The sequence below is a fragment of the Thaumasiovibrio clandestinus genome, from assembly GCF_047250365.1.
Lineage (GTDB): Bacteria > Pseudomonadota > Gammaproteobacteria > Enterobacterales > Vibrionaceae > Thaumasiovibrio.
In genome coordinates, this window is sequence record NZ_JBLBVL010000003.1 from 262,931 (window position 1) to 276,288 (window position 13,358).

General features: G+C 43.1%; 14 protein-coding genes. 8 read left to right on the plus strand and 6 right to left on the minus strand.

Going from position 1 to position 13,358, the window contains the following annotated elements; translation table 11 throughout:
- Positions 1-10: 10 nt before the first annotated feature.
- Complete coding sequence (gene focA / locus ACKLNH_RS06785) at positions 11-862, minus strand: formate transporter FocA (protein ID WP_413111495.1); 852 nt, start codon at positions 860-862, stop codon at positions 11-13.
- A gap of 209 nt (positions 863-1,071) precedes the next feature.
- Between focA and ACKLNH_RS06790 the strand changes: the two genes are divergently transcribed.
- Both ACKLNH_RS06790 and ACKLNH_RS06795 read left to right on the plus strand, forming a co-directional pair.
- Positions 1,072-1,569, plus strand: coding sequence for a M48 metallopeptidase family protein (locus ACKLNH_RS06790; RefSeq protein ID WP_413111496.1), 498 nt, complete (start codon positions 1,072-1,074; stop codon positions 1,567-1,569).
- Between the two features lie 153 nt (positions 1,570-1,722).
- A complete protein-coding gene (locus ACKLNH_RS06795) occupies positions 1,723-2,424 on the plus strand; it encodes a VC0807 family protein (RefSeq protein ID WP_413111497.1) in 702 nt (233 codons plus the stop codon).
- A 68-nt stretch (positions 2,425-2,492) separates the two neighbouring features.
- On the opposite strand, the gene ACKLNH_RS06800 is transcribed toward ACKLNH_RS06795, so the two are convergent.
- Positions 2,493-3,386, minus strand: a complete 894-nt coding sequence (locus ACKLNH_RS06800) for a LysR family transcriptional regulator (protein ID WP_413111498.1) — start codon at positions 3,384-3,386, stop codon at positions 2,493-2,495.
- Between the two features lie 114 nt (positions 3,387-3,500).
- Here ACKLNH_RS06800 and ACKLNH_RS06805 point away from each other — a divergent pair, with 114 nt between their 5' ends.
- The 6 genes from ACKLNH_RS06805 to ACKLNH_RS06830 all read left to right on the plus strand — a co-directional run bounded on the left by ACKLNH_RS06805 (position 3,501) and on the right by ACKLNH_RS06830 (position 9,856).
- A complete protein-coding gene (locus ACKLNH_RS06805) occupies positions 3,501-4,877 on the plus strand; it encodes an aspartate aminotransferase family protein (RefSeq protein WP_413111499.1) in 1,377 nt (458 codons plus the stop codon).
- Complete coding sequence (locus ACKLNH_RS06810; RefSeq protein WP_413111500.1) at positions 4,874-5,701, plus strand: beta-keto acid cleavage family enzyme; 828 nt, start codon at positions 4,874-4,876, stop codon at positions 5,699-5,701. The genes ACKLNH_RS06805 and ACKLNH_RS06810 overlap by 4 nt, the downstream gene beginning before the upstream one ends.
- A 224-nt stretch (positions 5,702-5,925) precedes the next feature.
- Positions 5,926-6,891: a TAXI family TRAP transporter solute-binding subunit gene (locus ACKLNH_RS06815; protein ID WP_413111501.1), complete on the plus strand. Its 966-nt coding sequence runs from the start codon at positions 5,926-5,928 to the stop codon at positions 6,889-6,891.
- 186 nt (positions 6,892-7,077) lie between these two features.
- Positions 7,078-7,752, plus strand: a complete 675-nt coding sequence (locus ACKLNH_RS06820) for an ABC transporter ATP-binding protein (RefSeq protein ID WP_413111502.1) — start codon at positions 7,078-7,080, stop codon at positions 7,750-7,752.
- Positions 7,753-7,944: 192 nt separating this feature from the next.
- The gene (locus ACKLNH_RS06825; RefSeq protein WP_413111503.1) at positions 7,945-9,072 is read left to right on the plus strand and encodes a sensor histidine kinase; all 1,128 of its coding nucleotides are present in this window, start codon (positions 7,945-7,947) and stop codon (positions 9,070-9,072) included.
- A 4-nt stretch (positions 9,073-9,076) separates the two neighbouring features.
- A complete protein-coding gene (locus ACKLNH_RS06830) occupies positions 9,077-9,856 on the plus strand; it encodes a LytR/AlgR family response regulator transcription factor (protein WP_413111504.1) in 780 nt (259 codons plus the stop codon).
- Between the two features lie 12 nt (positions 9,857-9,868).
- Here ACKLNH_RS06830 and ACKLNH_RS06835 read toward each other — a convergent pair whose 3' ends face one another.
- Genes ACKLNH_RS06835 through ACKLNH_RS06850 form a run of 4 tightly spaced genes read right to left on the minus strand, consistent with a single transcriptional unit; the run spans position 9,869 to position 13,114 of the window.
- Entirely contained in the window at positions 9,869-10,735 is an 867-nt protein-coding gene (locus tag ACKLNH_RS06835; RefSeq protein WP_413111666.1) for an amino acid ABC transporter permease, read from the minus strand.
- A gap of 34 nt (positions 10,736-10,769) precedes the next feature.
- Positions 10,770-11,579: a transporter substrate-binding domain-containing protein gene (locus ACKLNH_RS06840; RefSeq protein ID WP_413111505.1), complete on the minus strand. Its 810-nt coding sequence runs from the start codon at positions 11,577-11,579 to the stop codon at positions 10,770-10,772.
- Positions 11,580-11,603: 24 nt separating this feature from the next.
- Entirely contained in the window at positions 11,604-12,389 is a 786-nt protein-coding gene (locus ACKLNH_RS06845) for an amino acid ABC transporter permease (protein ID WP_413111506.1), read from the minus strand.
- On the minus strand, positions 12,386-13,114 hold the full coding sequence (locus tag ACKLNH_RS06850) for an amino acid ABC transporter ATP-binding protein (RefSeq protein ID WP_413111507.1): 729 nt from the start codon (positions 13,112-13,114) through the stop codon (positions 12,386-12,388). Before ACKLNH_RS06850 ends, ACKLNH_RS06845 begins: the two co-directional genes overlap by 4 nt.
- Positions 13,115-13,358: the final 244 nt, after the last annotated feature.

Genomic DNA, 13,358 nt, shown 5'->3' on the forward strand with positions numbered 1-13,358 from the left:
ATTTTTACTCTCAAGATGGTTCACGCAGGTAGATAATCCAGTAACCTAAGCCGACAAAAATACCGCCGCCAATAATGTTTCCTATTGTGACGGGAATAAGGTTGTTGATGACGAAATCGAAAAAATTAAGATCGGCAAATTGTGCTGCTGTTGTGTTGGTCGCACTCCAGAAGGTATCAGGTGCGAAGTTCTTGATCGCAATGGCCATAGGTACTTGAAACATGTTCGCGATGCAGTGTTCAAATCCAGCAGAAACAAACATAGCAACGGGTAAAATGGTAACGAGTATTTTGTCTGTTAAGGTTCTCCCGCTAAATGTCATCCAAACAGCAACACACACCAGTACATTGCACATAATACCCAGAGCGACGGCTTGCCAAAAGTCGTGGTGAAGCTTGTGCTGCGCGATACGCATAGTGTTAATACCTACTTCACCACCATCAGACAGGTATTGTTTGCTAATGAGCATGACACCAACCAACATCAGCGCACCAACTAGATTACCTAAATAGACAATAACCCAGTGTGAAATAAGGTTTTTCCAGCTAATTTTTCCACTGGCTCTTGCGACCAGTGTCAGTACTGAGCTGGTAAACAATTCGCCGCCAGTAATGATGACCAATATCAGGCCTAAGCTAAACGCCAGTCCACCGACAAATCGAACCATTCCCCACGGTAATTCTCCAGCGCCCGTTGTTACTGTTGTATAAAATACAAAGGCGATACCAATATGTAGTCCGGCTGAGATTGCGAGTAAAAAGGCTTTTAATGGATCTTTGGTTGCTTTGCTAACCCCAATTTCTGCTGCGCGTTCAGCCATTTGAGGCGGAAGTAGTGAGTCAAACTGATTGATAGGATTCATATTATCGCTTGCTAATATTGATGGAAGTGTGATCTGTCGCACGATAATGCGGCTTGTTAGGTTTGGTTGCAATCATCAAAAATGAAAAATAGTGATGACAAAATTGGAAACAGATTAATGACGTTATTTCGGTATCAAGATTGGCAATGTTTGATGTAAACACATAGACTGGCACTCCAAAAGTTATGTATAACGCGAATGAAGTATAGATGAAATATTTGAACGGTTATCCTGAAACGGTGGTGCAACAGGCAAGGCAATTGCTTCAAGATGGGCGATTGAATAGCTATTTTGCAAAGCGCTATCCTGAACAGCATCAGGTTACAAATGATAAAGCGCTGTTTGAATTGGTCATGAGCTACAAAAATCGCTATATAAAGAAAAGCCCGCCACTGAGTAAAGCCTGTTTTGATAAAAAGATACGTAGGGTTGATCAAGCGTTGGGTACGCATACACGTGTATCGCGTATTCATGGGCAACGTATGCAAGCGAAAAAAGAGATTAGAATTGCAAGCCTATTTCGTCATGCTCCATTGGGTCTATTAGAGATGATTGTCGTGCATGAGTTGGCACACATTAAAGAGAATGAGCACGACAAAGCGTTTTATGCGCTGTGTTGTCACATGTTGCCGGATTACCACCAGCGTGAATTTGATACTCGACTCTATCTCCATTGGCTCGATGAGCAGCAAAGCAAGAATGCATGATAACCTTGCAAAAAGGGCATATATCGGCCTACTTTTATGCATTAAGAGCTTTACATCGCAAGCCAGTAACGGAACAATGCACAAGTGTTTGGTGCGAGCAGTAGGTTTTAATTTAGTTGCTCGGATGTTATTAACCACATATCAGAAGTTTATATGAGTAGTCAGCAAGAGAAGCAAAAAAAATCGAGCCCTCTATTTGAGATAGTGTTCAATGTATTTCTTCCCTCTTTTATCTTAATGAAGTTAAGTGGAGAGGCTCAGTTAGGAACGGTGGGAGCGCTGATTGTGGCACTTTCTTTTCCGCTCATTTATGGTGGTTATGAACTGATCCGGTACCGCAAATTTAACTTTATCGCACTGCTTGGCTTTGTGAGTGTATTGCTGACAGGTGGTATCGGTTTGCTGCAATTAGATACAAAGTGGTTAGCACTGAAGGAAGCGTTGATCCCTGGCTTAATTGGTGTGGCTGTTTTGGCTTCAACCTATACTAAATACCCTGTGGTGAAGAAGATGATATTCAATGACTCAATTTTGAATTTATCATTGATTCGTTCGCGACTAGAGGAGACAGGCAAAGAAGACGCATTCGATCGTTGTTTGCTAACATCGAATTACTTGTTTGCGAGTACTTTTTTGTTCTCATCGGTGATGAACTATGTATTGGCTACCTGGATCGTAACCAGCCCAGCAGGGACGGAGGCGTTTAACGAAGAGTTAGGCCGTTTGACGTTAGTGAGCTACCCGATGATCGCGATACCGTGCATTATTATGATGTTAGGTATATTCTATTTTGTTTGGCGACAAATTCGTGCCATGACCGACTTAGAAACGGAAGAGATTTTCCAGCAACAGTAGTTTTCCACTCTATTTAAGTATTTTCAATGTCATACATTACACATTAAAGTGCGTAGTGTGTGGCATTTTTATGTCAGCGCATTGATTAACCACTGAGTCAATAAATGAATAGAAGGAAGAGTGCGTTTATAACCATCGCAAAATAGATAATAACCATACCCACTGTCTATTTTGGCCTGACATGGGTTGATTAAGGTATCGCGTTTCAACTGTTCACGGATCATGAATTCAGGCAGGAGTGCGAATAAGGCCTGCTGCTCAATCACAGAGAGTGCTAAGAAAAAATGTTCTACCCCTAGGGGAGCATAGTTATCTGGTGCGTCAATACAATGGTGTTGTAAAAACAGCTCCCATAATGATGGGCGAGTGAGTTGTTTAAGCCAAGGGTAATGACGAGCTAGCTCCAAACTATGGATTGGCTGGTGGGCGAAAAAGCGTCGACTCGCGACAAAGCATAACTCTTCTTTTATCAATAGCGTCGCATTTTGATAGTGCTTTCCTAACGGCAGACAGCGAATCGTGATGTCTGCACTCGTCACTGTTGCACTGCTGTCAATCAGCGGATCATTTGCGGTTTCGATATTCAGCTGAATGTCGGGCAGATCAACGCTGGTGATGGCATTGACTAACCATAAACTACCAAAAGACGGTGGGACATTTAACGTAACAGGAATACGTTTGGTCGGTGTCTGTTTCATCTCTGCGGTAGCATGTTGTAGTAATGATATCGCTTGTGTGGCTTTCTCTAAATATTTTTTACCGGCATCGGTTAAGGTTAACTGAGCGTGATGGCGATAGAAGAGTGCTTGCCCTAACTGAACCTCTAGGCTTTGAATCTGCTTACTGATAGCACTTTGTGTTAAGCAGAGTTGTTTGCTGGCTCGGGTAAAACTCTGGCAGCGAGCGACCACGATAAAAGACTGCAATGATCGAATTGATGGCAATGACGTTTGCTGAGTCATGGTGGTATGCCTGTAGGTATTCCTTTCTTTCATAGTATGCGAGAAAGATTCGTTTGTGGTTATATTTTAGGCGCTTATCTTGAATGTAACGTTAATGAGTCAGGAGTGAACAGTATGAGTGCTGTTTTTCATCGCCATTGTCACACAATCTTACCCGAGGCGGTTAGTGGCAGGGGGATATATTTATACGATGAGAATGGAAAGGCTTACCTAGATGGGTGCGGTGGTGCGGCAGTGTCGAATCTAGGTCATCAGCACCCTGATGTCATTACTGCGGTGTGCGCACAGTTAAACAAGATGGCGTATGCACATAGTGCATTTTTTACATCAAAACCAGCAGAAGAGCTGGCGCAGCTTTTAGTCGATAAAGCGGGTGTTGCGTTTAGCCACACCTATTTTGTTTCTGGCGGTTCAGAAGCAAACGAATCAGCATTGAAGCTGGCACGACAGTATTTTGTAGAACAAGGTAAAAGTGCGAAGAGCTATATCATTGCTCGGCAGCAGAGTTACCATGGCAACACATTGGGTGCCTTAGGCAGCGGTGGCAACATATGGCGTCGAGCGCCCTTTGATCCTCTTCTCCGCTCCGCTGTATTAATTCCACCTTGTTATGCCTATCGTTATCAAGATGCTGATGAAAGTTGTGAACGCTATGCCCGACGCAGCGCCGATGAGTTAGAGAAAGCAATTTTACAACTAGGTGCAGATAATGTTATGGCGTTTATTGCCGAGCCGATTGTTGGCGCGACAGCCGGTGTTGTTCCTGCCGCGAAAGGATACTTTCAGCGGGTCAGACAGATTTGTGACCAACATGACATTCTTTTGATTATGGATGAGGTGATGTGTGGTGTGGGGCGCACTGGCTCTTTCTATGCCTTTGAACAGGAAGAGGTGGTGCCGGATATAGTGACATTGGCGAAAGGGCTAAGTGGTGGCTACCAATCGTTAGGCGCGGTGGTGGTACAAAAGAAATTATTTCAAGCGATAGCGCAGGGAAGTGGCTTTTTCCAACATGGACATACATTTATGGCTCATTCTGCGGCGTGTGCTGCCGGGGTAGCAGTCTGTAATGTGATCGACAGAGATAGCCTTCTTTCACAAGTTAAGCGGCAAGGGGAGCTATTACAATACTTATTGGCTCAAAAAATTGGTCGCCATCCCCATGTTGGGCAAATTCGTGGACGAGGTCTGTTTATCGGTATTGAGCTGGTGGCAGATAAAGAGAGTAAAGCACCGTTCGCAGAACGTTCTGATCTTGTTCAGCAGATTAAAAACGCAGCGCTTAGCCATGGACTAATGTGTTACCCCATGTCTGGCACTATTGATGGACGGCAAGGGCACCATATTCTCCTCGCTCCGCCCTTTATTATTACCACTACGCAGTGCGGTGAGCTAGTGGATAAACTGGCACTGGCTTTAGACGATGTTTTTGTATCCTCGCCCAAGATAGTGAGTGAGCCTAGGGAACTGACGCGAGGAGCGCTTAAATGACAGCGATTATTGTGGCCCCAAATGGAGCAAGACGCGATAAAACAGATTGCCCTAATATACCCATCACACTGGATGAAATGCTAAGTACGGCGTTGGCGTGTCGAGATGCCGGTGCGAGTATATTGCATGTTCATGTTCGTGATGAGACGGGCGCCCACACATTGGATCACTCTTTAAACCAACAATGGTTAGCTAAGTTAGAAGCTAAGTTGGCCGACAGTATGGTGGTGCAAATGACCACAGAGTCGGTTGGACGTTACTCCTATCAAGACATTGCGACTTATATTGCCACTGTACCAGCCAAGGCAATCTCAGTGGCGCTAAATGAGTTATTCCCGCCAGAGGTTTTAGAAACGTCACAATTAGAGGGTGTGCGCAAATGCTTAACTGAAGCGCAGAGGCGGGGTGCGTTGATCCAATATATTCTATACCACCCAGATGAGCTTGAAACATATCAAACACTGGTCGCTAAGCAAGTGTTGCCATCACAGCACCACCTACTGGTGGTGTTGGGGAAAATTTCACCGCAACAACAAGCGAGACCGCAAGAGTTAAATGCTTTTTTAAAACGCGGCATCGCAGAAACAGGTGTTCGATGGGCAGTCTGTGCGTTTGGTTTGCGAGAATTAGAGTGCCTCGAGTATGCACTGGGTTATGGCGCAGATCTTCGTGTCGGTTTTGAAAACAACATTTGCTTGCCAAACGGAATTCTCGCGACAAGTAATGCTGAGCAAGTAGAGGCAGTGACGCGAGTAGTGCTCAGACAGGGCTATCGCTGCCTTGATGCTGACGAGATACGAGCGGCGTTGAAAAATCAGCGCTAGATCTCGGAAACAAAAGGAAATATGGAAAAACTTGCCTTTGTGATCTAAATGTTAAACGTGTTAATGTTTAGGTGGCTGAGCTTGATAGCGAACTGCTTTTTAATGGGGTTTTGACTGATTATTGTGAATAAATGCAATAGAGTTCGATGCAAAGTCACGCTAGTTATCGTTATCAATTACGGTGAATGCCGTCTTGTTCTATCACCAGCAAATAAGGGATTTCAATGAAGTTAGTAAAAACAGCATGTATAGCACTGGGATTTGCGGGCGCATTGGTAGGCGCGAACGCCTCTGCACAAGATTTTGTCACTATTGGAACTGGTGGAGTCACCGGTGTGTACTACCCAACAGGTGGTGCAATTTGTCGGTTGGTTAATAAGTCTCGTAAGGAGCATGGAATACGCTGTTCTGTAGAGAGTACAGGTGGGTCTGTTTATAATATAAATACGATTCGAGCAAATGAACTTGATTTAGGCATTGCTCAATCTGACTGGCAATACCATGCTTACAATGGCACGAGTAAATTTGAAGAAGTTGGTCCGTTTAAAGAGTTACGTGCGGTATTTTCGATTCATCCAGAACCCTTTACCGTGGTCGCTCGTGCAGATAGCGGTATAAAAACGTTTGCAGATTTAAAAGGCAAGCGTGTAAACATTGGCAATCCTGGTTCGGGTCAACGCGGGACAATGGAAGTACTGATGTCGAAACTGGGTTGGACAATGGATGACTTTAAACTTGCCTCTGAGTTGAAAGCGTCGGAGCAATCTAAAGCACTGTGTGATAATAAAATAGATGCCATGATCTACACCGTTGGCCATCCAAGTGGTGCAATTAAAGAAGCGACAACATCGTGTGATAGTGTGATTGTTGAGGTCAGTGGTGAAGCAGTAGAGAGCTTAATTGCAGACAATAGTTTTTATCGTCTTGCGACGATTCCTGGTGGTATGTATAAAGGAAACGATGAGGACGTAACGACGTTTGGTGTAGGAGCAACGTTTGTTAGTTCAACCAATGTTGATGAAGCGACAATCTATCAAATAGTTAAAGCTGTATTTGCTAATCTAGATGATTTTAAACGTCTACATCCAGCGTTTAATCACTTGCAAGCTAAAGAGATGATTAAAGATGGCCTATCTGCACCATTGCATGATGGTGCAGCAAAGTATTATAAAGAAGCAGGTCTAATGTAAGTTAAATAGACGCATTCAATTTATAGCCGGCAGTGATGCCGGCTTTTTTATCCGTTCAAGCCGCCATAATGCGCTCTATTCATCATATGTGCCATTTATCGCATTCTTATGCGTGCCTTGAGCATAAAATGTAACCTTGTGTTAGGTTAAACGATAAGGAGATGGGGCGAGTAAAGAGGAGATGTAGTGATAAAATTTAGAAATATCACTAAGTCTTTCGCCAGAGATGCCGATAGTGCAAGAGTGTTATCACGGGTATCCGGTGATATTGCTCGAGGGGACAAAGTGGCTCTATCGGGAATTAGTGGTTCAGGGAAAACAACGCTTCTAAATATTTTAGCGCTAATGGATCACACTTATCATGGCGAACTTTACTTTGATGGGCAGCTAATGTCCAAAGATCCAAATGAAGCGATGCATTTACGTCGATACCGTATGGGGTTTGTATCTGAGTGTAACCAACTTTTTCCGTTGCTGAGTGTGTTGGATAATATTGGTTACTCCTTGTCAGTGACGGGATACAGCAAACGGCAGCAAAGGCTTTTTGCGAATGAGATGCTAGAAAGGCTTAACTTATCAAATATTGGTAATGAAAAAGCGTTGAATTTGTCAGCCGAGTTAAAGTTTAGCGTTGCGATAGCACGGGCTGTGGTACATCGACCTGCCATATTATTTTGTGATGAGATAACGACAGGTTTAGGCGATGAAGAAGCTTATCGTTTAATTGAATTGATTGCAGATTTATTGGATGAATATCGAATTACATTGATTTCAGCAACGAGCGATCCTCGATTGTTGAATTATTGTACACACTGTTATTATTTAGAGAAGGGCGAAATTAAAGGAGAGAAATGCTTTTAAATGAGGAGAGTCACAGATAAGTCAGTTATGCTAGGCTAATATATAGTTATATATATGCAATGGTTTATCCGTTTTTGAAATCTCCTCTACCAGAAAAATATGTTGACCAGTATAAGAGCGTGATATTAATATTGTAAAGTATACTAAGCTATGGGAAGTTTATACTAGTACGTTGTTTATTTTTCTGGTTTAGTGGCTGAAGTTAACTACAAGTATAACGACTATTATAAAGGGTTGGCTTCAGCTACATTTTATTTTAAGGGTTTGATTTTGTATAAGGAAGTGCTGAACTATCAATGGAAGAGAAGCTTAATTATAACGGCTTTATTCTGTCTGGCTACGGCGATGGTTACAATGCTTGTTTGGCCAGAAAATATTGCTATTCATCTAGCGATCAGTTTTGGCTACGGCTATAGCGCCGTTGTTTCAGCTAAAATTTTTATCACATTAAGGCCTGATGCTAAGTATATCATTGTAAATATATCTTCAGTATTTATATCATTACTATTTGGCACACTAAATGCGTATTGGTGGCTACAGTGGGCGACATTAGCTGACGTGTCTGATCTTATTCGGCCAGTTGTATTACTCGGTGTCGTGTTTACTGCTATTTGCTATTATTACTTCTATTCATGTGAAAAGCAGTTAATATTCGAAAGGGCGCTGGAGAAAGCTAAAAGAATGCAGTCTGAGAATGAGCGGCTACTTTTGTTGAGTCAATTGCAGCAGCTACAGAGCCAAATAGAACCTCACTTTCTATTTAATACACTTGCAAATATTAGTGCGCTACTTGAAACAGATAGAGACAAAGCTAGGGTGCTGCTGGAAAAATTAACGGCACTATTACGTGTGACATTAAGAAGAAGTCGCGACCTGTTTGTGACGCTGGATGAGGAGATCGAGATGATCTCTTCATACTTAGACATTCAAAAGGTTAGGCTTGGAGGCAGGCTCTCATATAAAGTTAACCTTGACCCCAAGCTAAAAACGATACAAATTCCACCTATGTTAATTCAACCACTTGTCGAGAATGCAATTTTCCATGGTATTGAGCCAAAGGCAAAAGGAGGGCATATCGACATATCTCTAATGGTTTCTGACGGTGAGCTGTATGTTGACGTAGCAGATACGGGTGTTGGACTGAATAGCGATAACGCTATGCTGAACACCGGACATGGCGTTGGTCTAGATAATATTCGCCACCGTCTATTTCGCTTGTTTGGTGAAGGAAAAAGACTAGCAGTCAAAGAGAACAATAATGGCGGTGTTACCGCTCAAGTTGTATTGCCAGTAAAAGTACCTAAGTTGCTCGTCAGCTAAAGGAGTGAAAATGGAAGTAACTGCAATTGTTGCTGATGATGAACCGTTATTACGTCGCTACCTTTGCTCTGCGTTAGCAGAAGTGTGGCCTGAGTTATCCATCGTTGGGATGGCAGAAGATGGGCAGCAAGCTTTTCAGCTAATTGAGCGTTTGCAACCTAATATCGTTTTCCTTGATATTCGTATGCCAGAATTGGATGGAATGTCATTAGCTCAGAAACTATACGAAAAAAATAGCAATACGATTATTGTTTTTACGACCGCGTATGATGAATATGCCGTGGAGGCATTTGAAGCAAATGCAATTGACTACTTGCTAAAGCCGTTATCAAAGTCGCGTTTGATGGTTGCTTGTGAAAAAATAAAACAGCATATAAATCATAACTCTCATTATGACTACGAGAAGTTATTATCTCAGTTTAAACAATTGACGTTATCGCAACAGCAATCAACGCTAAAGTGGATTAAAGCACAGTACCGAGATGAGATTCATTTAGTTGCTGTTAAGGATGTACTGTACTTAAAGGCAGAAGACAAATATGTTTCTGTCTATCAGAAGAATGACTCAGGTCTAATAGAATGTTACCTTATACGCACGCCGTTAAAGGAGTTATTAGAGCAGTTGCCGAAAGATGATTTTCTACAGATTCATCGCTCTACCGTTGTTAATGCGAGCAAGATAGATAGGGTTAAAAAAGATTTTAGCGGCAAAATGTATGTCTATATTGGCGATATTAGGTTGTTGGTTAGTCGTAGTTCACAAGTGCTCTTTAAAGGGATGTAAACTAACATGCTCTCAGATTTTCTTTTCTAGGCGCTGAAAGAGCAAAGATAAACTAAAGCATAGGACAAAGTAGCATAGCCCAACGATTAGCCATATTTCAAAAATGAGTCCAGATGAGTTGGCAATTTCTGAACCTACAAATGTTAACTCCTGTATCGAGATTAGAGAGATAATTGATGAGTCTTTAATGATCGAGATTGATTGCCCTGCGAGGGCTGGGGCAATATTTTGCAGTAGCTGAGGAAAGATGATCTCTTTAAACGTTACCCAACGACTCAGCCCTAAGGTTTTGGCTGCCTCCCATTGCCCCTTAGGGATAGTACCTAGCCCCGCACGAACCACTTCAGCAATATAAGCAGCAGATAGCATCGAGATGCATAGAGCGCCAGTCAGTAAATTTTCCCACAAGCGAGCATCACCAAACAGGGCCGTTAAAATAAGAGATGAACTATTGGTGTGCTGTCTTAACCACTCATTCAGCCCTAAGAGTGGTATTAATTGATTTGAAATAAAGAAGTAGAAGAGAAAGATAAAGACAAGTGGTGGGGTGTTTCTCACCAGCATGACATAGCATGTTGCTAGCATGTTTGTGCCTTTTAGGCGACTAAATCTAGCAGTGCCAATTAAGAAGCCAATCAGGGTGCCGAGTACTAATCCCCATGCACTAAGACGTATGGTAGATAATAAACCCTGTACGAAGTAGGGCATATTGCCATCTGCACGGGGGGTAAAAATTAGCTGGATCGCTTCCTTCCAGTGCCATTGATAGTTAATGCCTATACTAGAACGATGGTAAAGCCAACCAATGAATAAAGCAGTACCAAGAATAATTACAATATCAAGGGAATTAGGTCGCCAACGTTGATTTGCTGGCGACAGACCCCTATGAACAGAAAGGGAACGACTATCCAACCTATTGTCCTTGTGCTATCTGTTTTTGCCAATCTAAGGTACTAAACCAGTACTCGTACCTTGCCTCTAACCAGCCATCGGCTTTACGCGCAGCGATCCATTGGTCAAAAAATGCTTTCTTGTCTTGATCATTGAGCCTGACAGCAAATGCTTCATTACCTTTGGCTAATCGCTCTGCGAACGGAATGAAAAGAACGGTACTGTTTTTTATCGCTTCATGCTCCGGTTTCGGGCTGGATGCAATCGTCGCATGAGCATTGCCATTTAGTACTTCTTGGAAAGCTTGTGCATCGTCATCGAATTGGAGAATTTTTGCTTTTGGAAAGGCCTCTTTAGCAACTTGAACGGTATAAGCACCGCGTCGAGCGGCAATACGAACTCGACGAGAGTTGAAGTCATCATGGGTTGTAAAACCAGCCGCCAGTTCTTTATGTCCGGCCAGTTGAACACCTGAATGAGAATAGGGCTGTGTAAAAAGTACGCTCTTCTCTCTTTCTTCTGTGATAGATAAGCCGCCGATAATAACATCAAACTTGTTTGCCAATAAGGCAGGAATAATGCCATCCCATGCAGTAGGCACAAATTCGACCTCCCAGCCAGAGTCTTTCGCGAGGCGTTTTGCAACATCAATCTCAAAACCAATCAGCTCTCCTTGTTTATCTCGCATCGCCCAAGGCACGAACGTTGACATCCCTACACGCAGTGTACCGCGTTCATTAATAAGATCTAAATTCGGTGTTGGGTTTTCAGATGCAAAAGATGGCAAGGCCCAAACCAGCAATAGCGTTATGATTAATATACAATTTCTCATTATTGTTCTCCTATGATTGGGGTGTCAGTTTATGCCGAATCGATGCTCAAGCCTGGCAGCCACCATTGAAAGCGACAAGGTTAATATTAGATATAGAACCGCGACTACAAACCAAATCTCGAAGGGCATGGCGGTCTCAGACACTAAATTTCGCGCTTCGGTCGTTAAATCGAATATCGCCATTACGCTGACAATCGAAGAGTTCTTGATCAAAGAGACCGCTTCATTGGTTAGCGGTGGCAATACGCGTTGAATCATTTGTGGCAGAAGGATGTAACGATAAGTATCTATATTTGATAGTCCAAGAGAAAGTGCCGCCTCTCTTTGGCCGTTATCAATACTGTTTAACCCTGCTCGGATCACTTCTGCAGTGTAAGCGCCTTGGAAAAGAGAAAGTGCAAGAATCGCGGTGGTAAATCTTTCAAAGCCTAAGGTCGGCCCGAGAATAAAATAGAGAATATACACTTGAACGAGTAAAGGGGTATTTCGGATGAGCTCTATATAGCACCATGCCAGCCCTTTACCGATTATCGAATGTGATGTGCGCAAAAGGGCGGTAGTCAGCCCTATTGCCAGGGTGCCTACAAAGCTTGCGATGGATAGCTTTATTGTGACCCAAAGGCCAAGGGATAGCTCTGTTGCCCACCACCGACCATCTTCAAAGACAGCAATGAAAGGCGGAATCCGCGACCACTGCCATGTATAATTCATGGCCTCTGCGCCGCTGTCTAGAACCCAGCCTATCCCGATCAGAATAATACTAATCTGAAACAGTGCGGAGATGAGGGGAAGAAAAAGACGTTTTATCATGCGTGTGTCAGAATTTGTTCTAAAAACTGTTGGGTACGCTGATGTTGAGGGGCGGCGAAGAGTGTCTCGGGTGGGGCAATTTCAATAATTTCTCCTTGATCCATAAAGACCACCCTGTCGGCCACTTTTTTGGCAAACCCCATTTCATGGGTCACACACAACATCGTCATGCCTTCTATGGCGAGTTCATGCATAACGTCGAGCACTTCGTTTATCATTTCTGGGTCTAGAGCCGATGTAGGCTCATCAAACAACATGATATCTGGCTGCATGCAAAGTGAGCGTGCAATAGCAACCCTTTGTTGTTGGCCTCCAGATAAGTGAATAGGATATTTATTGGCTTGGTCGACAATTTTTACGCGCTCTAATAACTGAAATGCCCGCTGTTTCGCTTCTTTTTCAGACAACTTCAATACCCGCATTGGGGCCAAAATGAGGTTTTGTAGAACGGTTAGGTGAGAGAACAGGTTAAAGTGTTGGAAAACCATTCCTACTTTCCCTTTGGCGACTCGGTTAATGGGCTGACCGTGAAGAGATATTGTGCCAGTTTGATAGCGTTCTAAGCCATTAATACAGCGAATTAACGTCGACTTGCCTGAGCCGGATGGGCCACAGATAACAATCTTCTCACCTTCTGCCACCGACAAGTTAATGTGCTTTAATGCTTGAAAAGTGTCGAACCATTTATCGACATGGGTAAACTCGATGGCTGGTGGGTTTTTCACTGCTATGTTATCTCTTTGTTTCGTAGTTGTTTCTTACTTTATCAGGCATGCCAAATGAATGCACATGATTTCTACGGCACGATGAAATGACGAAGTACTGCGATTTGGGTAGATTGCATCGTTTAGCTTTAGGTTTAACCTGTTTTCACTTGGCAACCGATACTCTCTGCATCGCGTCGAAATGCGTGGAAATAGGCGCATACGTTATTGTATGTAATTGGTATGCATGTATACTGTTTTGCTT

Bases quoted from the DNA above. Each gene is read 5' to 3' on its own strand.
- ACKLNH_RS06800 (WP_413111498.1), bottom strand. From the start codon at position 3,386: ATGACTCAGCAAACGTCATTGCCATCAATTCGATCATTGCAGTCTTTT.
- ACKLNH_RS06815 (WP_413111501.1), top strand. From the start codon at position 5,926: ATGAAGTTAGTAAAAACAGCATGTATAGCACTGGGATTTGCGGGCGCA.
- ACKLNH_RS06805 (WP_413111499.1), top strand. From the start codon at position 3,501: ATGAGTGCTGTTTTTCATCGCCATTGTCACACAATCTTACCCGAGGCG.
- ACKLNH_RS06790 (WP_413111496.1), top strand. From the start codon at position 1,072: ATGAAATATTTGAACGGTTATCCTGAAACGGTGGTGCAACAGGCAAGG.
- ACKLNH_RS06845 (WP_413111506.1), bottom strand. From the start codon at position 12,389: ATGATAAAACGTCTTTTTCTTCCCCTCATCTCCGCACTGTTTCAGATT.
- ACKLNH_RS06810 (WP_413111500.1), top strand. From the start codon at position 4,874: ATGACAGCGATTATTGTGGCCCCAAATGGAGCAAGACGCGATAAAACA.
- ACKLNH_RS06795 (WP_413111497.1), top strand. From the start codon at position 1,723: ATGAGTAGTCAGCAAGAGAAGCAAAAAAAATCGAGCCCTCTATTTGAG.
- focA (WP_413111495.1), bottom strand. From the start codon at position 862: ATGAATCCTATCAATCAGTTTGACTCACTACTTCCGCCTCAAATGGCT.
- ACKLNH_RS06840 (WP_413111505.1), bottom strand. From the start codon at position 11,579: ATGAGAAATTGTATATTAATCATAACGCTATTGCTGGTTTGGGCCTTG.